Origin of the sequence: Streptomyces cyaneochromogenes, assembly GCF_003963535.1 — a bacterium.
In the GTDB taxonomy this organism is placed as follows: domain Bacteria; phylum Actinomycetota; class Actinomycetes; order Streptomycetales; family Streptomycetaceae; genus Streptomyces; species Streptomyces shaanxiensis.
This window is the reverse complement of sequence record NZ_CP034539.1, coordinates 3,967,802-3,988,167: the sequence shown is the minus strand read 5'-3', so window position 1 is coordinate 3,988,167 and position 20,366 is coordinate 3,967,802. Positions and strand designations below refer to the sequence as shown.

17 protein-coding genes and 1 pseudogene are annotated in these 20,366 nt (G+C 67.1%); 11 read left to right on the top strand and 7 right to left on the bottom strand.

All coding sequences use genetic code 11. The features are described 5' to 3' along the window. The first annotated feature begins 22 nt into the window (after positions 1-22). The gene (locus tag EJ357_RS17830; protein WP_126392621.1) at positions 23-1,297 is read left to right on the top strand and encodes an acyltransferase family protein; all 1,275 of its coding nucleotides are present in this window, start codon (positions 23-25) and stop codon (positions 1,295-1,297) included. Positions 1,298-1,392: 95 nt separating this feature from the next. Here the strand turns inward: EJ357_RS17830 and EJ357_RS17825 are convergent. Both EJ357_RS17825 and tnpB read right to left on the bottom strand, forming a co-directional pair. Next, positions 1,393-4,894 (bottom strand): annotated as a pseudogene (locus EJ357_RS17825) (DNRLRE domain-containing protein). Between the two features lie 26 nt (positions 4,895-4,920). Further along, entirely contained in the window at positions 4,921-6,345 is a 1,425-nt protein-coding gene (gene tnpB, locus EJ357_RS17820; protein ID WP_228473088.1) for an IS607 family element RNA-guided endonuclease TnpB, read from the bottom strand. Positions 6,346-6,562: 217 nt separating this feature from the next. Between tnpB and EJ357_RS17815 the strand changes: the two genes are divergently transcribed. Beyond that, positions 6,563-12,550 carry a polymorphic toxin-type HINT domain-containing protein gene (locus EJ357_RS17815; RefSeq protein ID WP_228473087.1) on the top strand — a complete coding sequence of 1,996 codons (5,988 nt, stop codon included), beginning with the start codon at positions 6,563-6,565 and terminating at the stop codon, positions 12,548-12,550. Positions 12,551-12,663: 113 nt separating this feature from the next. Continuing rightward, positions 12,664-13,413 carry a transposase family protein gene (locus EJ357_RS17810; RefSeq protein WP_126392619.1) on the top strand — a complete coding sequence of 250 codons (750 nt, stop codon included), beginning with the start codon at positions 12,664-12,666 and terminating at the stop codon, positions 13,411-13,413. 74 nt (positions 13,414-13,487) lie between these two features. Here the strand turns inward: EJ357_RS17810 and EJ357_RS17805 are convergent, their stop codons facing one another. The 3 genes from EJ357_RS17805 to EJ357_RS50235 all read right to left on the bottom strand — a co-directional run bounded on the left by EJ357_RS17805 (position 13,488) and on the right by EJ357_RS50235 (position 14,616). Further along, a complete protein-coding gene (locus EJ357_RS17805; protein WP_126392618.1) occupies positions 13,488-14,174 on the bottom strand; it encodes a hypothetical protein in 687 nt (228 codons plus the stop codon). Positions 14,175-14,296: 122 nt separating this feature from the next. Further along, positions 14,297-14,482, bottom strand: coding sequence for a hypothetical protein (locus EJ357_RS17800; protein WP_126392617.1), 186 nt, complete (start codon positions 14,480-14,482; stop codon positions 14,297-14,299). Continuing rightward, the gene (locus tag EJ357_RS50235) at positions 14,479-14,616 is read right to left on the bottom strand and encodes a hypothetical protein (RefSeq protein ID WP_175647217.1); all 138 of its coding nucleotides are present in this window, start codon (positions 14,614-14,616) and stop codon (positions 14,479-14,481) included. The genes EJ357_RS17800 and EJ357_RS50235 overlap by 4 nt, the downstream gene beginning before the upstream one ends. A 70-nt stretch (positions 14,617-14,686) precedes the next feature. On the opposite strand from EJ357_RS50235, the gene EJ357_RS50230 reads away from it, so the two are divergent. After that, positions 14,687-14,839, top strand: coding sequence for a GntR family transcriptional regulator (locus EJ357_RS50230; RefSeq protein WP_267132851.1), 153 nt, complete (start codon positions 14,687-14,689; stop codon positions 14,837-14,839). Between the two features lie 77 nt (positions 14,840-14,916). Then, positions 14,917-15,138, top strand: a complete 222-nt coding sequence (locus tag EJ357_RS49380; RefSeq protein ID WP_228473085.1) for a hypothetical protein — start codon at positions 14,917-14,919, stop codon at positions 15,136-15,138. A gap of 211 nt (positions 15,139-15,349) precedes the next feature. Here the strand turns inward: EJ357_RS49380 and EJ357_RS17790 are convergent, their stop codons facing one another. Continuing rightward, positions 15,350-15,595, bottom strand: coding sequence for a DUF7848 domain-containing protein (locus tag EJ357_RS17790; RefSeq protein ID WP_126392616.1), 246 nt, complete (start codon positions 15,593-15,595; stop codon positions 15,350-15,352). Beyond that, complete coding sequence (locus EJ357_RS17785; protein WP_126392615.1) at positions 15,583-15,825, bottom strand: hypothetical protein; 243 nt, start codon at positions 15,823-15,825, stop codon at positions 15,583-15,585. The genes EJ357_RS17790 and EJ357_RS17785 overlap by 13 nt, the downstream gene beginning before the upstream one ends. Before the next feature lie 255 nt (positions 15,826-16,080). Between EJ357_RS17785 and EJ357_RS17780 the strand changes: the two genes are divergently transcribed. The 6 genes from EJ357_RS17780 (at position 16,081) to EJ357_RS17755 (ending at position 20,258) form a co-directional block, all read left to right on the top strand. Continuing rightward, positions 16,081-16,827, top strand: a complete 747-nt coding sequence (locus tag EJ357_RS17780) for a helix-turn-helix transcriptional regulator (protein ID WP_126392614.1) — start codon at positions 16,081-16,083, stop codon at positions 16,825-16,827. A gap of 2 nt (positions 16,828-16,829) precedes the next feature. Then, the gene (locus EJ357_RS17775) at positions 16,830-17,300 is read left to right on the top strand and encodes an NUDIX domain-containing protein (RefSeq protein WP_126392613.1); all 471 of its coding nucleotides are present in this window, start codon (positions 16,830-16,832) and stop codon (positions 17,298-17,300) included. 194 nt (positions 17,301-17,494) lie between these two features. Continuing rightward, entirely contained in the window at positions 17,495-17,782 is a 288-nt protein-coding gene (locus EJ357_RS50755; protein ID WP_126392612.1) for a polymorphic toxin type 17 domain-containing protein, read from the top strand. After that, a complete protein-coding gene (locus EJ357_RS17765; protein WP_126392611.1) occupies positions 17,779-18,051 on the top strand; it encodes a hypothetical protein in 273 nt (90 codons plus the stop codon). The genes EJ357_RS50755 and EJ357_RS17765 overlap by 4 nt, the downstream gene beginning before the upstream one ends. Positions 18,052-18,376: 325 nt before the next feature. After that, on the top strand, positions 18,377-18,988 hold the full coding sequence (locus EJ357_RS17760; protein WP_126392610.1) for a hypothetical protein: 612 nt from the start codon (positions 18,377-18,379) through the stop codon (positions 18,986-18,988). A gap of 259 nt (positions 18,989-19,247) precedes the next feature. Next, on the top strand, positions 19,248-20,258 hold the full coding sequence (locus EJ357_RS17755) for a hypothetical protein (RefSeq protein WP_126392609.1): 1,011 nt from the start codon (positions 19,248-19,250) through the stop codon (positions 20,256-20,258). The last annotated feature ends 108 nt before the right edge of the window (positions 20,259-20,366 follow it).

The following is a 20,366-nucleotide window of genomic DNA, read 5'->3' as shown; positions in this document are numbered from 1 at the left end:
CCCTTCGCTCTACGGTCCTTCGATGACGACGGGGGCGGCGACCGGCGCTGCGGCCGGCGCGTCGGCCGCAGCGGTACCGACGGCGGGCCCGGTCCTGGACGCGACCGCGACCGCACCCGCGCCCACCCCGCCGACCGACCCGGCGAAGCCCGAGCAGGCCACCCGGCCGGCCCCGGCCCGCGACCGCTACTTCGACCTGCTGCGCGCCCTGGCCCTCTTCCGCGTGGTCCTCTACCACCTGACGGGCTGGGCCTGGCTCCCGCTGGTCTTCCCCTCCATGGGCGTGATGTTCGCCCTCGCCGGCAACCTGATGGCCCGCTCCCTGAAGCGCCCGCCCGTACAGGTCATCCGGAGCCGCATACGCCGCCTCCTGCCCCCGCTGTGGCTGCTGGGCGTGGTCGGGGTCACCGGCATGGTCATCCAGGGCTGGGGTCCGGACGCCGACGGCCACCCCGGCTGGTGGTGGATCCACCTGGCCTACTGGATCGTTCCGCTCAGCGACCCCCCGTACGCCGAGGGCCTGCCCGGTATCCACGGCTTCATCGGCGAGAACTGGGCCGTCGACCTCGCGGGACCGCTCTGGTACATCCGCGCCTACCTCTGGTACGTCCTGCTCTCGCCGTTCCTGCTGAAGGCGCTGCGCGCGATGCCACTGGTGACGCTCCTGGCGCCGCTCGCGCTGTCCGCGGCGTTCAACTTCGGCTACCTCACCCTCCCCGGCGAGCGCGTCCCGTCCGCGCTCACCGACTTCAGCACCTTCGGCGCCTGCTGGATCCTCGGCATGGCGCACCAGGAGGGCATCCTGCGCCGGATCCCGCGCTACGTCGTGCCTTCCGTGGCCCCGATCTTCGCCGCGGTCGGCCTCTGGTACGCCCTGAACAACGACTTCGGCGAGGGCAACGACCTGGACAGCATGCCCATGGCCCAGGCCCTGTGGTCCTTCGGCACGGTCATGCTGCTGCTGCACCTCAGCCCTTCGTGGTCCGAGTGGCCGCGCCGCCTGCGCCGCTGGGACCGTGTGATCACCCTGCTCAACTCCCGCGCGGTGACGATCTACCTGTGGCACAACACCTGCATCCTCATCGCCGCGACGATGTGGGACCAGCTGTGGGGCATCGACGTGATGTGGATGCACTTCTCCTGGCTGCTGGAGAGCCCGTGGCCGGTCCTGGCCTTCACCTGGGTGCTCATCGGCAGCTGCATCGTGTGGTTCGGGTGGGCGGAGGACCTGGCGGCGAAGAGGAGGCCGCAGGTGTGGCCGGACGGGGCTCGCAAGAGGCGTACCCACGCCAGGTAGAAGAGGCGTACCCACGCCAGGTGGAAGAGGCGTACACACGCCAGGTGGAAGGGGACCGGCCGCCAGTGTGGTGAACTGGCGGCCGGGGACCCGCGTCACCCGATCGCGATACGTGTCTTCCAGTAACTCGCCGGAGCGATGATCTCCGTGCCGGACCCTGGCACGACCGCGCTCGGGCCGCCCGCGTAGAAACGCACCGATCCGTCGGACCGCACACCCCAGATATCGGGGGTGGTGTCCGCGTCGCCGTTCGTGTCAGGCGTGCCCATCAGCAGCGGGAAATTGCTGACCTCCCAGCCGGCGGCACCGTACTCGCTGTCGTTGCCCCCGGCCGAACTTCCGGCGTTCCCCAGGGAGGTGAGGCTGACGCCGCCTCCGGAGGCGGCGATGCCCTTGCGGAGCTGGAGCTTGCCCGACGTGTCCGACCGGTAGACGAGGTCGGTGACACCGTCGCCGCTGACGTCCAGCGCGGTGACGATGTCCCGGCTGGTCCAACCCGAGGTCCACAGCCGGGTCGCCTGGTCGATGGTCGCCCCGTGGTAGCCGGTGAAGGCCCACAACTCGTCGCCGATGGTGGCGAAGAAGTCGGTCCGCCCGTCTCCGGTGGCATCGCCGGCCGACACGAACTGGGTCAGGTCGGCGGGGCTCGGAGCGCCGTCGGGGAGGAGGATCTCGCGGCGCTTGTCGATGTTGACCGCGCCGTAGCCGTCACCGGGATACACCCACAGTTTGCCGCCCACGCGGACGACAAGGTCCTGGAGGCCGTCGCCGCCGTAGATGTCGCCGTTGTGGGTGATCAGGGCACCCTTGAAGTGACCGCCCGGTGCGGGCACGTAGGGTGGCAGGTCGTCGCCGTTGGGGTCCTTGTCGGGGTTGTCCCGGTAGGCGCCCGGCATCGAGTAGTTCAGGTCGCCGCTGCCCTTGTTGAGGTCGGTGGTGGTGGCCTCCGAGGGATACATGCCCAGGTTGCCGGCCTCGGTGACGACCATCATGTCGGGCAGCTTGTCGCCGGTGAAGTCGCCGGGTGCGTCGGCCTGGTCCCGGGGCGTGACGTAGAAGAAGTACTTCGTCGCCGCCGAGGGGTTGCCCGCGCTGTCCACGACCCTGACATAGAGCACGTTGGGTCCGGCCGTCGGCGGCTTGGCGTTGGAGATGGTCGCACTGACGCTGACGGCCGTGCCGGCGGTGCGGGGGAGGCTGCCGCTGTAGGTGGGCGAGTTGAAGCCGTACTCGTAGCGCACGACGTCCTGTTGGAGCGCGCGGACCGTGAACGATCCGGGTGTACCGAACTTCTTCGTGGACCAGTTGGCGTCCTCCGCGTCGTTGCCGAAGCCGTTCTCCTTGCCGTCGGCGTCGGGGAAGTCGGTGGAGGTCACGTTCGGCGGACTCGGCGCGGTGGTGTCGAGGATGAACCGGCATGGCGTCTTACCCGGTGCGTACGCCGAGCTGGCACCGGCGTCGTCGACGGCGCGCACCCTCCACGAGTAGGTGGTCCCGTTGGTGAGCTTGCTGGTGGAGAAGCCCGTCGTCGTGCGCAACGCGGTGTCCTTGTCACCGCCGACGGAGACCTTGCCGGTGGAGCCCAGCAGATCGCCCGTCGTCTGCCACTTCTTGTGCGGCCACAGGTCGAAATCGAGGTGGTCGAGGTTGCTGTCCTTGTCGGACGCCCGCGCGGTGAACGTCAGGTCGCCCGAGCCCATACGGACGTACGGCTCGGTGGTGGTGCACTTGGCCTCCGGGCCGAGATCGAGCGACTTGGGGTCGACCGTGGGTTTGCGGTTGTAGACGAGCTCCAGTACGGGTGCGTTGTCCCCGTTGGCCTGGAACTTCTTCCAGGCGTACTGCGAGTGCTCGTCCCGTGCCCGCAGGCCGAAGGTGATGGTTTCCTTGCCTTCATCGGCCCGCTTCTGCGCGGCCTTCCGCACGTCGAACGTCTCGTACGCGTCCCGGCACCCGGACTTGTATCCGTGCGCGAAGCTCTTGGTCGCGAACTTGTTGCCGTCATGCAGCTTGGGCGCGTTCTTCCAGTTGGTCTTCCCGTTGACCGGGCCGGTGAGGTGCACACTCATCGAACGGGCGCTGCACGACCAGGAGTACGTCTCCAGCATGCGCAGCTTCGCACTGGTGATCTTCGTGCCCTTGAGGTCCTTGTCGAAGGCGATGTTGAAGAACGAACGCGAGGTGCCCCAGGTGTCCGACTCGAAGCCGACTCGCGCCTCGTGCGTACCGCCCTTGTTGAATCCCTTGCCGTTGTAGAAGGTGGCGTTGGGGTGGCGGCTGTAGGCGGTGGTCCAGTTCTGCGTGTGCTTCTTCACCGACGGGTCGATGAAGACCGGGTACGTGGTGGCCGGGTCGTCGAGGAAGGCCAGGTCGGGGGTGAGCACCCAGTTCGCCCCGGTCAGGCTGGGCTCGACCAGCTCGCCGCGTGAGTCGGGGGAGGGCCCGTCGAGCCCGGGAAGGCTGAGCGTGGCCGCCGAGCCGGTCTGCGAGGGTGCGGGCGTCGGCTCGGCCGGAGCGGTGGGCAGCGGAGACTCGGACACCGAGGGCTCGGGGCCGTCGGTGGCCGCCGGCAGGGTCTCGGGGGCGGTGTCCGCCTGCTCGTCCGTCTCGATGAGCTCCTCGGTGGGGCTCGGGCTCTCGCTCGGTCCGTCGGTGGCCGACTCGGTCGGTGCGGGGCTCTCCGACGTCGTCGGCTGGGCGGTGGCGCCGACCGACCCGTCGGTGACGGCCGGTTGGCCGCTGCTGTCCCACATCAGCGGGGTCGGCGACATCGCGAGCTCGGCGGCGAAGGCGTCCTCGGCGGTGAGGACGCCCGTGACCGGATCCAGCCGGAAGTTGAGGGTCGTGGAGGTGATGCCGTACGAGATCTGCCGGGCCCGCGGATCGGCCGCGGCCTGCCGGTTCTTGAGGACCAGCAGCTGGGCGAACCCGTCGTCGTCGGCCGTCAGCACCAGGTCGGCGCCCGGGAAGATCTCGGGGTACAGGGCGCGCGAGCCGTCGATGACCGGGGCGGGGACCGGGCCCGGCCAGGTGAGCTGGATGGCGTGGCCGTCGACGGTCAGGGTGACCAGGGGGCTCGCGGTCTCGTCAGCGCTCTTCAGCCCTTGGACCAGGGAGACCCGGCGTACTGAGGAGCGTGAGGCGCGCTGTTTCCCGTCGCGCGCCTCGGAGCCGGCCGAGAACACCATCCGCGTGTTCGTGGCCCTGGGCTCCCAACCGGCCTTCGTGCGGTGGAGGTCGTAGTCGATGTCCCTCCATTCACCGCCCACCTTGGCCCGGATCGGCGCGGAGTACAGCTCCTTGGCCATCAGACCGTCGGGCCGCGCCCACGTAGTGGAGCGCGCGGTGCGCAGCGCGGTGACCTCGACGGACTTGCCCGTCTTCGTCGCTCGTGCGATCGCGGCGGCCTCGGTCACGGGCTTCGCCTTCTCCGCACGGCCCGACCCGCCGCGCGAGCCGGGGTTCGTCCAGACCGAGGCCGATGAAGGTGATGCCAGTTGCGGTGGTCCGAGGTCCGGGCACACGGCGCCAGTTGCGCGTCCTCGGGCGAGCTCCCCTTCCGACACTGAAAGATTCAGTAGCTTTCAGCAGTCCCATCCTTTCGGATGGGAAGGTCCGTGACGTCACCAAAGCACGAGGGCTTCGGCTTGACGACGGTCTCTCGCTTCCGTCTGTCGCTGGTGCGGCAGGGTTGCGCCACCTGCCCGCCCGCCTCGGCCGGTGTTCCGGTCGGGGCGTTGGCGGCGGGTCTTACGGTCGGCTCCACGAGGCTTCGACACGCAGGGCGTGTCCTGGTCTCCGGCCACTCCGGTACCAGTTGTTACGGCCGCGGTGAGAGCGGCGAGGTTGCGGGCTGCGTTCTCGTCCCGGTCCATGACCAGGCCGCAGACATCGCAGGTGAAGACTCGGACGTGCAGCGGCAGCTTGGCTTTCACCGCGCCGCACGCCGAGCAGGTCTTGGAGGAGGGGTACCAGCGGTCCGCCACGATGGTGCGGCAGGCGTTCCGTTGGCCCTTGTATGTGAGCTGGCGCCGGATCTCCCCGAACCCGGCATCGGCGACCTTGCGTGCAAGGCGGCTGTTCTTGAGCATTCCGGCGACGCTGAGGTCTTCCACCACCACGGTGCCGTACTCGGCCCTGATACGGGTGGTGAGTTTGTGGAGGGCGTCCGTGCGCAGGTTCGCCACCCGGTGGTGCACCTTGTTGCGCTCGGTATTGGCCTTGATCCATCGCTTGGAAGGTTGGATGCCTTTGTTGCGGTCCGGTCCCTGCCGTCGGGAGACGCGGCGAGAATGGAACCGCAGCAGCTTGAGGGAGCCGTCCAGATGCTGTGGGTTGGGCTCGTAGCGGATCTCACCGGTTCTGTCGGCCAGGACCGCGAGGTGCTTGATGCCCAGGTCGATGCCGACGGCCCCATCGGGCCGGGCAACGGGGGTGATCTCGCGTGCAGCCTCGACCTGGAAGGAGACGAACCAGCGTCCGCGTTCATGCCGGATGGTCGCGGACAGGATGCGGGCTGTGCCGTCCTGGAGGCGGGCCAGGAGCTTGACTGTGGGTTCGTGGGTGCGGATCGTGCCCAGCCGGGGCAGGGTGGCGTGCCGACCGTCCAACTCGACGCGGATCGTCCCGGTGGTGAACCGGCAGGCCAGTCGTGCCTTCCGTTTCACTTTCCGGCGTGGGACACCCACTTTGGGGCCTTTGCGCTTGCCCTGTTTGGAATTGGCGTAGTTGTCGAACGCGGCGGCCGCATTCGCCAGCCCGGTGTTGTAGGCCTCCTTGGAGTTCTCCTCCCACCAGTCGGCGAACCTGGGATCGGTGATCTTGACCCTGTTGAACTCCCTGCGCAGCGCGGGCAGCGACCACGGACGCCACGAGGTGAGCCCCTCCTCGCCCAGGCCATAGGAGGCTTCGGCTTTGCGCTGCCACCACGAGGCGGTCACCCAGGACACGGCCCAGTTGTAGGCGGCGCGGGCGGCGCCGCAGTGCGAGCGCAACGCCCGCTCCTGCGCGGTGTTTGGGTCCAGCGCGAACTTGTAGGCCTGCACCACGAAACCGGGCCGTGGCCGGAACTTCCCGCTCATTCGACAGCCTCCCCCCGGTGCGAAGATCCTCTCACCGCACCTAACGAGCACTCCACGCAATGGTCACGCATTCGACGAATGAACTTCCGTTCCCGCCCGGGAAAGCAAGGCTCGCGCCTCTTCAGCGGTTCCTGGCCCCGTTCTGCGCGCGGTGATGTCCCTGGCTGGCCGGAGCGTAGAGCTGGTGCGGGACGCGGCCGCGGGCAGCAATCCCGAGACCGACACCGAGATCTACCGCCCCCAGAGCGACGACGGAATCCGCGTGGAGCGCCGGACGGGCGGAGCCAACGGCGACAACGACGGCGAGTACTGGATCGTCACGACCCGGGACGGCACCAAGTACTACTTCGGTCTCAACCAGGTCGGCGGCGGCCACGCCGACACGAGTTCCGTTTCCACGGTCCCCGTCTTCGGCAACCACCCCGGCGAACCCTGCCACGCCACCGCCTTCGCCGACTCCCGCTGCGGCGCCGGCAAGAAGCAGGCCTGGCGCTGGGGCCTGGACAAGGTCGTCGACGTGCACGGCAACACGATGGTCGTCAACTGGAAGCAGGAGACGAACCACAATGCCGTCAAGAAGAGGTTCAAGACTCCCGAACAGTACGACCGTTACGCCTACCCGACGTCGATCGAGTACGGCATGCGTCCAACCGACCTGACCAAGCCGTCCGCCACCGTCGAGTTCGGCGTCAAGCAGCGCTGCCTGAAGTCCGAGACGGCCTGCGACCCCGCCAACTTCGCCAAGACGGACGACCCGGGCGCGTACCGCCCCTGGTGGGACACTCCCGGCAACCTCAACTGCAAGTCCACCTCGAAGCTGTGCCCGTCGTTCCCGTCCTTCTGGACGCAGATGCGCCTGGACACGGTGACGACGAAGGCCGCCCGCGCCGGCCAGACCGGCCTTGGCAAGGTGGACACGTACCAGCTCCACCAGTCCTTCCCCGAGGACTGGTACGACACGGCCCCCGGCCTGTGGCTCAACTCGATCACCCGTCGCGGCTTCGCCCCCGGCGACACCACCGGCACCCTCCAGCACAAGGACGGCGTCAGCTTCGCCGAGTACTCGGTCGGCCCCACCTCGCCCCTGCACGACCGCTTGAAGGACCGTCAGCTGCCGAACCTGGTGCCGAGCGGCCCGAACGATCAGCGCCCCGCGTTCACGCGCCCGCGTATCGGCACGGTCGCCACGGAGTACGGCGGCGACATCGAGGTCGAGTACACGGGAGGCTGCGCCACCGAGCCGTCCGAGGACAAGGGCGAGCGGAACGGCACCTGTTACCCCGTCCGCTGGTCGCCCGACGGCGACGAGAAGACGCCCGCGAAGTCCTGGTTCAACAAGTACGTCGTCGACTCCGTGACCGAGACCGACAAGGTCACCTCGCACGGCAAGCCCGTCCACACGACATACGCGTACTCGGAACCCGCCTGGGCCAAGAGCGACGACGAGTTCACCCGCCCGTCCCTGCGCACGCACAGCGTCTGGCGCGGCTACCGCCAGGTGGCCGTCACCAAGGGCAGTAGAACCACCAACCAGCTGAACTTCCCGCAGGCGCAGTCATACTCCGAGACCCGGTACTTCCAGGGCGTGGGCGGGGCGGTCAAGGACTCCGAAGACAAGCACACGCTGCTCGCCGACGACGCACCGCAGTACGCGGGCATGACGGCGGAGACCATCACCTACCGGGACGCCGACAAGCGGATCCACAAGCGCACGCTCAACTTCCCCTGGTCGAAGCAGACCGCGTCCCGCCCGCGGGAGGCCGAGAACGGCACGGACATGGATCCGTTGCTCGCGCACCGCGTCGGGGTCGAGCGTACGGAGGAGATCCAGAAGGTCGACGACAGCTGGCGGGCCGTCCGGACGCTGACGACGGTCGACGGCACCTACGGCCTGCCGGTCCAGGTGGAGAGGGCCGTGGTCAAGCCGAACGGCAGCGGCGAGACCCTCTCCGACCAGACCTGCACCAAGACGTCGTATGTGCACAACACCTCCGCGTGGCTGATCGGTCTGCCGAAGGAGCGGCGCAGTACGGGCACGTCCTGTGCCGCCCACGACACGGCGGACCCGGCGACCAAGCTCATCAATGCGGTGCAGAACAGCTACGACGACCTGGAGGTCGGTCAGACACCGACGAAGGGGCGGGTCACCTCCGCTGCCGGGATCAACGGCGCAGGAACCTCGTACTCGGTCGTCACCAAGACCACCTACGACCCGCTGGGCCGCATCCGCACCGTCACCAAGCCGGGCGCCGGCACCACCAGGACGGAGTACACGCCTGCGGACGCGGGCGGACCGGTCACCTCGGTGAAGACGATCAACGCCATGGGCCACGCCGTCACCACGACCTACGACCCGGGCCGCAGCCTGGCCCTGACGGTCACCGACGCCAACGGCCGGGTCACGCGCAACGAGTACGACGCCCTCGGCCGCCTGGTGAAGGGCTGGTCGCCGTCGCGTTCCTCGGGCGGCAAGTCCCCGGACGTGGAGATCGCGTACCAGGGCGCGGTGGCCACCTCCGCCGAGACCAGGCCCGCCGCCGTCACCATGAAGACGCTGAAGGACGACGGTACGTACAGCCGTCAGGTGGCGATCTACGACGGTCTGATGCGCCAGGTCCAGACCCAGTCCGAGGCACACGGGCCCGGCCGGATCATCACCGACACGAAGTACGACGACCACGGCCTGGTCGTTGAGCAGACGAGCGGCTACCTCGCGAAGGGCGAGCCGGCGGCCGAGTTGTTCGCGCCGAGATCGAAAGCGCTGATCCCGAGCCGGGTCCAGCACATCTATGACGGTCTGGAACGGCCGTCGATCCAGCTGACGTACCACGGCGACACCTATAGGGCCGATTACCTCTCGTACACCTTCTACGACGACACCAGCGCCTTCACGGACCCGGCGGGTTCGACCGCCCCTCAGACCCGCACATACACCGACGCACTGGGCCGGGTCACCGCGATCCGCCACTACAAGGACAACGCCACCAAGAGCAACTGGGACTCCGCCACCTCCGAGAGCAGCGGCCGCAAGACGACGTACGAGTACGACGCCCGCGGCTACCGGACCAAGGTCACCGACCCGGCGGGCAACGCCTGGACCTACACGTACGACGCCCGGGGTCGCGTGACGTCGACCACCGACCCGGACACAGGCAAGACGGAGACCTGGTACGACGACGCCGACCGCCCGGTCAAGGTGACGGACGCCAAGTCGCGGACGACGTACACGGACTACGACGAGCTCGGCCGGGTCACGCTCGTCCGTGAGGGCTCGGCAACCGCCGCCCCGGTCAGGTCGTTCACGTACGACAGCCTGCCGGGCGCGCTGGGCCAGCCGGTCGCCTCGACCCGGCACACGCCGGGCGGTGACTACATCAACCGGGTCACCGGCTACGACACCGACTACCGGCCCACGGGCAGTGAGACGGTGATCCCGTCGAACACGCTGACAGCGGGCCTGGCGGGCACCTACGCGTACGCGTACGCCTACACCCAGACCGGCAAGCCGCAGTCGGTCACCTTGCCTGCCGTGGGCGGACTGGCGAAGGAGAAGGTCGTCACTCGCTACAACGGGGACGGCCTGGCCGAGTCGACCTCCGGCCTTGCCTGGTACACGTCCGACGCCACCTATTCGCCGTACGGCGAGGTCCTGCGGGCGGTGTCCAGCTCCCAGCCCTACCGGGTCTGGACCACCAACTTCGTCGACCCGCACACCGGCAGCCTCCAGCGCACGGTCACCGACCGCGAGACCTCCGGCCCGCACCGCATCACCGACAGCTACTACTCGTACGACGCGTCCGGCACTATCACGTCGAACGCCCGCAAGCTGTCTGAGGCTTCGGGCGCCACGTGGGACACCCAGTGCTTCACGTACGACGTGATGGGCGAGCTGGTGAACGCCTGGACGTCGAACATCACCCCGGCCGGCAACGCCACCGGCTGCAAGGCGTCGAACGGCACAACGTGGGGCTATCGCACCGACTACCGGAACTCCTCCGGCCCGGTGGCCCATGCCCCAGACACGGCGAGCGACAGGTCGAGCCCGGACGCTTCCCTGTCTTCGACCCTGGCGGCCACAGCTCCCGACGCGACGATCGTGGCCACTGGCGCGACGGCGTACCGTCAGTCGTTCACCTTCGACTGGTTGGGCAACCGCGCAACCCTGACGGAACACGACCCGGCGGACGCGACCAAGAACGTCACCTACACGTACGGCTACGGCACCACCGCGCAGCCGCACACGATGAAGTGGATCAGCTCCAACCCGTCGGGCAAGGGCAGCAGTTACGCGTACGACGCCGTGGGCAACACCGAGACCCGCTCCCTGTCCGCCACCACGCAGAACCTGACCTGGACGTCCGAGAACAGGCTCGACACGATCACCGACGACGGCAAGAAGACGACGTACGTCTACGACGCCGCCGGCAACCGCATCCTGGAGAACTCACCGTCGGGCTCGACGCTCTACCTGGGCGAGACCGAGGTGACGACGGGAGCCACGGGGGCGATCACCAAGGCCTCCCGTTCCTACGCCCAACCCGGCGCACCTGTGGTGACCCGCACCACGAGCAACGGCGCGACGACGGGCCACAAGCTGAACGTCCTGCTCGCGGACCACTTGGGCACCGCGAACACATCGGTGGACGTGGCGAGCGGACAGGCGGCCACCCACCGCGCCTTCAAGCCGTACGGCGAGATCCGGGGCACCAAGCCGACCAACTGGCCCAACAAGCGCAGCTACCTGGGCGTCGGCATCGACGACGCGGCCACCGGCCTGACCCACATCGGCGCCCGCGAGTACGACCAGAACTCCGGCCGCTTCCTTTCGGCGGATCCGATCATCGACATCGCGGACCCGCTTCAGATGAACGGGTACGCCTACAGCAACAACAGCCCGGTGAGCAAGAGCGACCCGACCGGACTGGTGCTGGAGGCCGCGCATGGGGGCACAGCAACGTGCACCAAGCCAGGTGGCTGTGTACGTGACGTCCCTGACGGAGAACGGCCCTCGACGGACTGGAGGGACGAGGGAACAAGTCAGTACGACTACAACGGGGACGGCTACATTTCGATATTCCCCACAGTCAACGTCGAAGCCAAGTGGAAAAACGTCAGCAAGTACATCAATGCTTTCTACAAGACGATAGACGAGCTTTGTTATTACGGCCGTGAATCCTGTGCCGATTTGTCCTTCGCGTCCAACTCCGTGACAGTAAACGGTGCGAAGGGCGACGCCTGCCTGGCCGCGGGAAGGAAGTGCCCAGCAGGTCTTGGCTACGCAATGTCTGCCGCGATGGCGTCCGGGCTCTTGGTTGCCGCAGAAAGCGGGACAGGGCGGGGTGGCATCGGATTCGGTCGGAGCCGTACGTCGCAGGGCCCAGCTCCTTGCAAGTGTTTCCTCGCCGGTACTGACGTCCTGTTGGCGGACAAAAGCGCGAGGGACATCGAGGACGTAGAGGTCGGCGATGAAGTACTGGCCACGGACCCCGAAACCGGGGAAACCGGCCCGCGCAAGGTAACTCGCCTGATCGTCACCAAGGACGACAAGCTCTTCAACGAGCTATCCATCGCAACAGCGGACGGCATCGAGAAACTGACGGCCACGTACGAGCATCCGTTCTGGTCGCCATCGGAACGAAGCTGGGTCGAAGCGGGAGACCTCAAGCCGGGCATGACCCTGCTCACCGACGAGGGCGACACCGTCATCGTCACCGCCAACCGTTCCTTCACCAAGCACGCTCGTACGTACAACCTCACGGTTGACGACCTGCATACGTACTATGTGCTGGCGGGGGAGACGCCGGTCCTGGTTCACAATGCAAATTGCGGCCCGTCCCTGAAGGATTTGCAGAAGGACTACCCGCGGCGCACAGTGGGGATTCTTGATGTCGGCGGCGACCAGCTTCCGATGATCAGTGGTCCTGGCGGGCAGTCCGGGCTCCTCAAGAATCTTCCGGGTAGGACCAGGGCCAACGCAGAGCACGTGGAGACGCATGCAGCAGCATTCTTGCGCATGAATCCAGGTGTCAGAAAGGCCGTGCTCTATATTGACTATCCGACGGGGGCGTGTGGGACTTGCCGAAGTACCTTGCCTGACATGCTGCCCGAAGGTGCTCAGCTTTGGGTGATCTCACCACGGAGGACTGAGAAATTCGTGGGACTTCCTGACTGAGCTTCTTCGATGTGGCCACCGATCGGGTGACGGCCCGTGCAGCGCAACGAGCGAGGCCCCCGGGCTGTTGATCGAGATGTCTGACGTCTCAATCACGTTGCTCGGGGGCCTCGTTGGTCGTCCATCCTGCCGCACTTGACCTGCCGCATGCACTCGTGGAGTGGGTCACCATGTTGATCGTCACCCGTGAGGGCGACCGGCGCTGCAAGCTCCGTCCGTCCCAGCGAGCGATGGTGGCACTGGTGTACCTGCGCGAGCACATCACTCTGGCGAAGATGGCTGCCGGGTTCGGGATCAGCGAGTCCACCGTGCATGCCTACACCAGCGCAGTCGTCGACCTCCTCGCCGCCCGTGCACCGGGTCTGCTGAAGACGCTGCGCGAGCATGATCCCGACTTCGTCCTGCTCGACGGCACTCTCGCCGAGTGCGACCGGGTCGGCGACGGCCGGGCCGACTACTCCCACAAACACCGGCGCCACGGCGTGAACGTGCAGGTCGTCACCGATCCCGGCGGCCGGCTGTTGTGGCTCTCGCCCGCCCTGCCGGGCCGCACCCACGACCTGACCGCTGCCCGCACCCACCGGATCATCCGGATCTGCGAGCGCCAGGGCGTTCCGATCGTGGCCGATCTCGCCTACCAGGGCGCCGGTCCGTGGCTGACTACGGGCATCAAACGCAGGCCCCTGAAGAAACTGACTCCCACCGAGAAGACTCGCAACCGTGCCCTGGCCGCAGCGCGCGCACCCGTCGAACGCGGAGTCGCCCGCCTGAAGTCCTGGCGGATCTTCCGCAGGTCCCGCTGCAGCCCCAACCGCATGACGTCAATCGCCAAGGCCGTCCTCACACTGGAGTTGCAACGCTGAAGAAGCTCACTGATTCAGGAACGTCATCGGCGGCCGATCCGGGTGGATCGGCCGCCGATTCATGTTTTGGCTACCTACCAGGGGGGCGGCTCATCAGTTGTGTAGTCCTGAGCGCCGGAGTATGAGCGCCACTTGATTCCTGGCGTATTCTCCGCCCAGGTGAGATCCTCTGGCGCAATCGCTGCCAGGGTGATGTCATGACCTGCCTCGGGGTCATCGCTCGGGTGGACGAGAGCCAGCCAGTTCTCGCCGCAGAGGATGCGTGAATCGCGGGCCGGCCAGTTCCATGCAGGGAAGGGGAATTCACGACTGCCTTCCTGAGACCAGAGCCAATCCGCTTGTACTCCTTGCGTGACTTTCGTTGCAGGAGCACCCAGAATGGCTTCTAGGACTGTGGCGTGAATCAAGAATTCTGAGAGTCGCTCGCCAGTTCGCTTCCAGGGGTTCGGTTCGTCGGATGGTTCTCGCTCGTATACAGAGTGATCTTCGTCGTTCGGATCGAATGCCCAAACCCAAGTTCCTTGGTTCTCAACCCAGAACGGGATCTTTCCATCTTCTACTGCGAGTTCCGGCAGGGGAATGGCGTAGTTGTGCGACGTGATCGCCCCGTCCCACTGGGCAGAGGTTTCATGCCACTCGACAAGTTCCCTGGGCGTTTCAGGTGATTCTTCCGGTCTCACATTGGGCGATTTCGGGGCACCATACCATCTCCGTAGAAAACGCAGTAGGCCCTGATTGTCCGTGGGGGCGAGAGAGCTCATGTGAGACATTATGCGCTACACGCCAGACGTCGACGTGAGTTAATCTGCAAAGTGCTGTAGCAAAACAGGAGCCCCGTAGGTGGGGCTCCCGTGGGCTATGACGGCAGTAGTTGACGGCAACGTCAACGGACAAGGGCGGGGAGCGGAGGCGGATCGTCGCCGTCAGTTCGGCTGGTTTGCGTGTTCGTTACGCCGTCGAGCGCGGTGCCGAGGGCGTCGATGGCGTCGCGCTGGAGGCGGAGTCGGACGTGGGCATAGACGGTGGCGGTCACGCCGATGTGAGCGTGGCCGAGGAGTTCCTTGATCACGACGAGTTCGACGCCTTGGTCATGCCGAGCCCGGCGGCGATCTCCCGGCGCAGGTAGGTGGTGAAGCGTGCCCACAAGGCTCCGGCGTGGGCGTTGAACGAGGTCGATCCCGGCGAGTCCGACCTCGAGTACATCGGTCTCGGTGACCTCCGGCGTGGTTGGCAGACTGCCGACAGTCCCGCTGACGATCCACGCCCCCCGTACGTGCGGACCGCGGACGAGTTCCGCAAGCAGATCCAGGACGGCCGGCTCGCGCCCGGTGCCAAGCTCCCGTCCGCCCGCGACCTGCAAGCCCAGTACGGCATCGCCAACTCCACCGCGCAGAACGCCCTGCGGGTCCTCAAGGAAGAGGGCTGATCTACTCCGTACAGGGCCGAGGCGTCTTCGTCCGCCAGCTCAGCCCGCGCGATCAGTTCCTCAAGCGCTACAACGAGATGCTCGACGAGAGCATCGCCCAGCGACGTGCGGACGAGGAAGCGGCACGACTCAGCGGAAAGAGCGACGACGAGGTAGCCGCCGAACTCGCCGCCGCCGAAGAACGGTTCGCCAAGGCCAGCACCAGTATCCCGGCGGTGCTGTCGTCCGGAACGCCAGCCGTGATGCCTGGCTGGGGCCGTGACGATGGAGTAACTGGGCTGGTGCCGGTGCGGGGTTGAGCGAGACACACGTGGCGGGTGATCGGTCGGCACGCCCGCCGTTGTGGCTGACTTTCTGGGGCTGAGGCCAGAGCCTCACGGTCATGGGCGCGGCGCGCACGTGAAGGCCCGTCCTTGCCGAGGCTGACGAGGACGGGGGAGCCTCAATCAGTTGCGCCCGGCAGGGACGGGAGTCGGGTGGGTCAGCGCGGTACCCGGGCGAGCAGGGTGGTCAGGTCTGCCGCCAAGCCCGCCAGGGCCGGGTGATGATCTCCCGGTAGGTGTGGTGGGACGGGTTCTGGCCGCAGTGCCGCAGCACCCAGTTCTGCGGTTCGGTGGAGTCCTCGCTTGCCGGGGACGTCTCGCCGTCCACGGCACACTGCATCGCGTACAGGACCGGCTCCGCGTCCGGCTCGCGGTCAGGCTGGAGAGTCCAGGTCTCGTAGCGGAGGACCGAGCGAGGGGTCACCGTCCCCACCTCCGGTTGGCCACGGCCACCTTGGCGCTCAGCTCCTCGGCCGGGGTCGGTGGACGTACGTCCTCGGGCGGCACGTCCCACTCCCGGCCACCGCGTGGCGGCCGGAGCTGCACGTACGGCCCGACATGCCCCATCACCACGCCCACCTTGCCGTTCCGCCGGTCGACCGCCACGGCGCCCACACTGGGCGAGGCGGTGCACTGGACCGCGTCAGAATTGCGGTCCGTCATCGTGACCACCCCGGCAAGGCGGTCCGCGACCGGGCATCCAGTCGCAGGGCGGGAACATAAGGTGTGGCGCACTTTCGCACGTAGACGCTCCTCAGCGGCGTGAATCCGTGCCCCTGGGCCTGTCGGTGCCGCAGGGTCGGCACCGATCCTCACGCCGGTCGCCAGGACGAAGGAACCTCCACCAAACCCCACTCCGGGACGTCCCGCACCATGTAGAACGTCCCTAGTGCCGTCCTGAGACGAAGGGGGAGACTCATGCCGAACGAAAGACTACGAGCCGTCATGTCGGCGGGAGGCTGGACGTACGCCGCCCTCGCTCAGGAAGTCGAGGTCGACCCCAAGTCGGTCGAGCGCTGGGTGAACCTCGGGCGCACGCCACGCCGGACCACAGCCCTCCAGGCGGCCCGAGCCCTGGGAGAAGACGTGCACGCACTCTGGCCGGCGCTCCGCCAGGCCCGCCCCGCCCGCGCCATCAGCCCCGAACTGGTCGCGCTCTACGAGCAGCGGGCCGACATCCCCGCCTCGACGTTCACCGACCTGATGGCCCAGGCCCGGGAGCGGATCGACATCCTCGTGTACGCGGCCGTCTTCCTCCACGAGGCGTACCCCCGGCTGAACGAACTCCTCACCGAACGCGCCGCCGAAGGCTGCACCGTCCGCATCGCGATCGGGGACGCCGACAGCGACAACGTCCAAGCCCGCGGCCAGGAGGAGCGGTTCGGCCACGGCATCGAATCCCGCTGCCGCCTCGCCCTCATGCACTACAGGCCGCTCACCGGCAGCCCCGGCATCGAGGTCCGCACCCACGGCACCACTCTCTACAACTCCCTCTACCGCGCCGACGACCAGCAACTCGTCAACGCCCACGTCTGGGGCGTCAACGCGTACGCCGCCCCCGTGTGGCATCTTCGGCGACATGAGACAGGCGGCATGTTCGATACCTATGCCGCGAGCTTCGACGCGGTGTGGGCGACGGCGACGCCCGTACGAGAGGAAGGCTGATCGTGGCCCGCACCGAGTACTACGACGACCCGAACGCCCCCAAGCCGAACAGCATGGTCGTCGCCGCCTCCGCCGTCGTCACCGACGACCACGGCCGCATCCTCCTCCAGCGCCGCCGCGACAACGACCTGTGGGCGCTACCCGGCGGAGGCATGGACCTCACCGACTCCCTGCCAGGCACGGCCGTCCGCGAAGTCAAAGAAGAGACCGGCCTGGACGTCGAGATCACCGGCCTGGTCGGCACCTACACCGACCCGAAACACATCATCGCCTACACCGACGGCGAGGTCCGCCGCCAGTTCAACGTCTGCTTCACCGCCCGCATCACCGGCGGCCAGCTGGCAATCTCCGACGAGTCCACCGAGCTCCGGTTCGTATCGCCCGAAGAGATCGAGCAGCTGCCGATGCACCACACCCAACAGCTCAGGCTCCAGCATTTTCTGGAACACCGTGAGAAGCCGTATCTGGGCTGAGCCGGCTGACGGCAGTAGCTGACGGCAACAACCCCGCACAACCACGGACGCCCACGCACGTCACCGGACCAGCAAACCGCACTTGACCAGCGAAAAAGCAGGTCGAAGACTTCGCGTAGCACACGTACTATGTGCTGGCGGGGGAGACTCCGGTACTCGTTCACAACAGCAACTGTTGGACTGTCAAGGCAAGAATGCGTGCAGCCGGTCCGGGGGAGGAATTCGGTCTGCCGAACCAAGGTCGCATTCGATATGTGCCCCCGAAGGGCTATAATCCCGCGAACCCCTTGCCGCGAGGTCGTAACGGTGGATATGTTGACCGATTCGGTAACGAGTGGACAGTGGGTCCATCGCGTACCGAGGGGCATCCTTTCGAGTGGGATGTTCAGTTGTCGCGTCAAGGACGGGAGAAGATCGGTTGGCTCTCTCGCGATAATCGCCACGTCAATGTAGACCCATTTGGGGAGGTGACTCATAGATGAGATTGTTCGATTTCGACGAAGTCGTCACCGTTCTTGAGACCAGCCACACTGTAGAACTCGGAGTTGCTGGTGCCGCAGGGGTGATTTTGGGCAAGAGTCAAGGCGTCGACGAGAGGATCTACGCTGTCCTCATCGGGGATGAAACGACCATGCTCCCAGAGTCTGTCCTCGTGCCGACCGGGCGCTACATCGATCCAGACGAGGTGTATAGCGGTGAATCCATCAAGGTTCAAGCAGAAAGGTATCCTGAAAAAGGGGTGGAGTATTAAGGCCCCCAGTTCTTCACCGCCCAGAATCCCGAAGTCGGGTCAAGCTGGACCGATGCTGGGATTTATGTTCGGTGGATTTTAATTCTCCGAATGGTGTCGCGGGAACTGACTGGGCGAGCGATACGCATTCGTAGCGCTCGCAAGGTTGAAGCCCCGTGACAGATTCCCCAGAGCCGACGGCATCGAGTGGTGGTCAGTGGTTCAGCATCCGATATCTCTTACGATGTAACGGTCTGGATTTCCGGGCTGCCGAGTTCGTTGAAGCCTGCCCGTTCGAAGAATTAGACCAGTTTCCACTCAAGTGGACGACTGCTCGGGGGGAAGCATGCGCACCATCACCGCAGCATTGTCCGTCGGCCTGCTCTGCGCCGCCGTCGCTGCCTGTAGTGGTACAGCCGATGTTGTCAGCGGTACCGCACAGAAGACGAAGTCGGCTTCAGTGCCTACACCTGCGCAAGCAGATGAGCCGAGCGCCGACGATCCGCAAACCGCTGCAGGCCTCACCTATTCCGCGCCCCCGGACAGGCCGATGGCTCTCGGCGAGGCATGGCAGTGGACCAGCACAACACGCAGCGGTGCGAAGGCCACCGGCACAACAGCGGTGCTGGCCTACGAGCAACACAAGCCGCCCAGCCCGGCGGATGAGAACCTTCGATACGACCAGGTGAAAGTCCGTATCTGCAGCACTGCCGGCACGCCGATCACCGTCTATCGGAGATTCATCGCGCTTATCAGGCCGACGGGCGAAGTGAACACCATCAAGATGAAGGCCCCCGATCCCAAGACTGCTTTCCCGAGCAATGACATTGTGCTGAAGCCCGGCCAGTGCGCCGAGGGCACCATCGACTTCCTGGGCGCCCGCAGCGCACGGCCCGCCCTGGCTGTGTGGGGACCCAATGGCGCGCCCAAGGCTGCAAAGTGGGCCATTCCTCAGTAACCCACTGCTCAGCCGCTGGCCAGGCGGAAGCGGAGGACCTTGGTCAGTCCTTGGACGGTGGCAGCGTGATGACGCTCGCGCACAGCCGTAGCGGCGGCTGCCCAGCATTCCCCCGGCAAAGTCCCACCAAGACCCTGTGAAGCACGCCCACCCAGGTTCCGACTGGCAGACCCCCATGGAACACTGACCGGGTTGCGCAGGTGAACGGGGTGGCCCGAGGGGCCGAGCGGCCCAGGTGGCCGGTGGGGAGCGGACGGCGATGAGCAAGCGGCAAGTACAGAAGATGCTGCGGTTGATGGCGAGCTGTGAGCCCGTCGAGCTCACCAGCCCCCTGGCCTCCGTGAAGAAGCTCGCCCGGCTGGCCTTCATCGCCCAGCAGTTCGGGTACGAGTACGTGGACGTACGGCAGAGCGCCGGGCGCAACAACGCGCTCGTCATGCTGATCGCGCCCGACCCCAGCCCCCAGGCCCGCGCCCGCGCCGGCCAGAACTGGGCGCAGTACCCGAACGCGAGCGACGGGGTGTCCGTACCGCCCCTCGTGCCCGACGCCTTCGAACTCCTCAAGGCCCGTATCAACTTCGACCTCACCGGCAAGAACGCCGAGAAGCGGATGGCCTACGGGGCCATCGGCCTCACCGTCGGCGCCGGGGTCCTCGGAGTGCGGCTCGGCGCGGACGCCGCTGCCTGGATCACGGCGGTCATCGTGTGGGTGATCTTCATGGCGATCATCGGCATCGGCTTCGCGGTCAACCGCAAGCGCAACGCCAAGTTCGCGGCCCGGCTGCAGGCCGCCGGGTTCGCGCCGATCACCGACGAGACCGGGCGGGTGCGCTATCTGCCGCCCGGCGGACAGCTGCCGGGGCACGGCAACCCGTTCGCGGCCGGACCGTACGGCAACCAGGCCCCGGCCCCCGCCCCCGCGCCGGGCGCCCCGGCCGGTTACGGGCAGCAGGTCCCCGGGCCGTACGGCCAGCCCGCGGCGCCGGGTGCGTATCCTGCACAGCCTGCCGCGCCGGGTGCGTATCCCGCTCAGCCTGCCGCGCCGGGCGCCTACCCCGCGCAGCCCGCCGCCCCCGGCCCGTACGGCAACCAGCCCGCACCGGGTCCCTACGGCGCTCCCCAGCCTCAGGGCCCGTACGGCACGCCGCAGCAGCCCCAGCCCCAGCCGCCGTACGGCCAGCCCCAGCCCTACCCCCCGCAGCAGAGCCCCCAGCCGCCTCAGCCGCCCCACCCGCAGCAGAACCCCCACTGGCAGCCCCCGCAACGCTGACACGGCGGCGTTCTCTTCGTGCCCCTATATCCTCTATATCCACCACCGGGTGTCCCTTACATCCCGCCCCGCATCCAGTCCCACCCTCGTCCCGCATCCCGTCCCCAT

Excerpts from the sequence above, each read along its gene's own strand:
- EJ357_RS17785 (WP_126392615.1), bottom strand. The coding sequence starts at position 15,825 with ATGACGGACCGCAATTCTGACGCGGTCCAGTGCACCGCCTCGCCCAGT.
- EJ357_RS17765 (WP_126392611.1), top strand. The coding sequence starts at position 17,779 with ATGAGATTGTTCGATTTCGACGAAGTCGTCACCGTTCTTGAGACCAGC.
- EJ357_RS49380 (WP_228473085.1), top strand. The coding sequence starts at position 14,917 with ATGCTCGACGAGAGCATCGCCCAGCGACGTGCGGACGAGGAAGCGGCA.
- EJ357_RS17755 (WP_126392609.1), top strand. The coding sequence starts at position 19,248 with ATGAGCAAGCGGCAAGTACAGAAGATGCTGCGGTTGATGGCGAGCTGT.
- EJ357_RS17830 (WP_126392621.1), top strand. The coding sequence starts at position 23 with ATGACGACGGGGGCGGCGACCGGCGCTGCGGCCGGCGCGTCGGCCGCA.
- EJ357_RS17760 (WP_126392610.1), top strand. The coding sequence starts at position 18,377 with ATGCGCACCATCACCGCAGCATTGTCCGTCGGCCTGCTCTGCGCCGCC.
- EJ357_RS17780 (WP_126392614.1), top strand. The coding sequence starts at position 16,081 with ATGCCGAACGAAAGACTACGAGCCGTCATGTCGGCGGGAGGCTGGACG.
- EJ357_RS50755 (WP_126392612.1), top strand. The coding sequence starts at position 17,495 with ATGCGTGCAGCCGGTCCGGGGGAGGAATTCGGTCTGCCGAACCAAGGT.
- EJ357_RS17805 (WP_126392618.1), bottom strand. The coding sequence starts at position 14,174 with ATGAGCTCTCTCGCCCCCACGGACAATCAGGGCCTACTGCGTTTTCTA.
- EJ357_RS50235 (WP_175647217.1), bottom strand. The coding sequence starts at position 14,616 with ATGTACTCGAGGTCGGACTCGCCGGGATCGACCTCGTTCAACGCCCAC.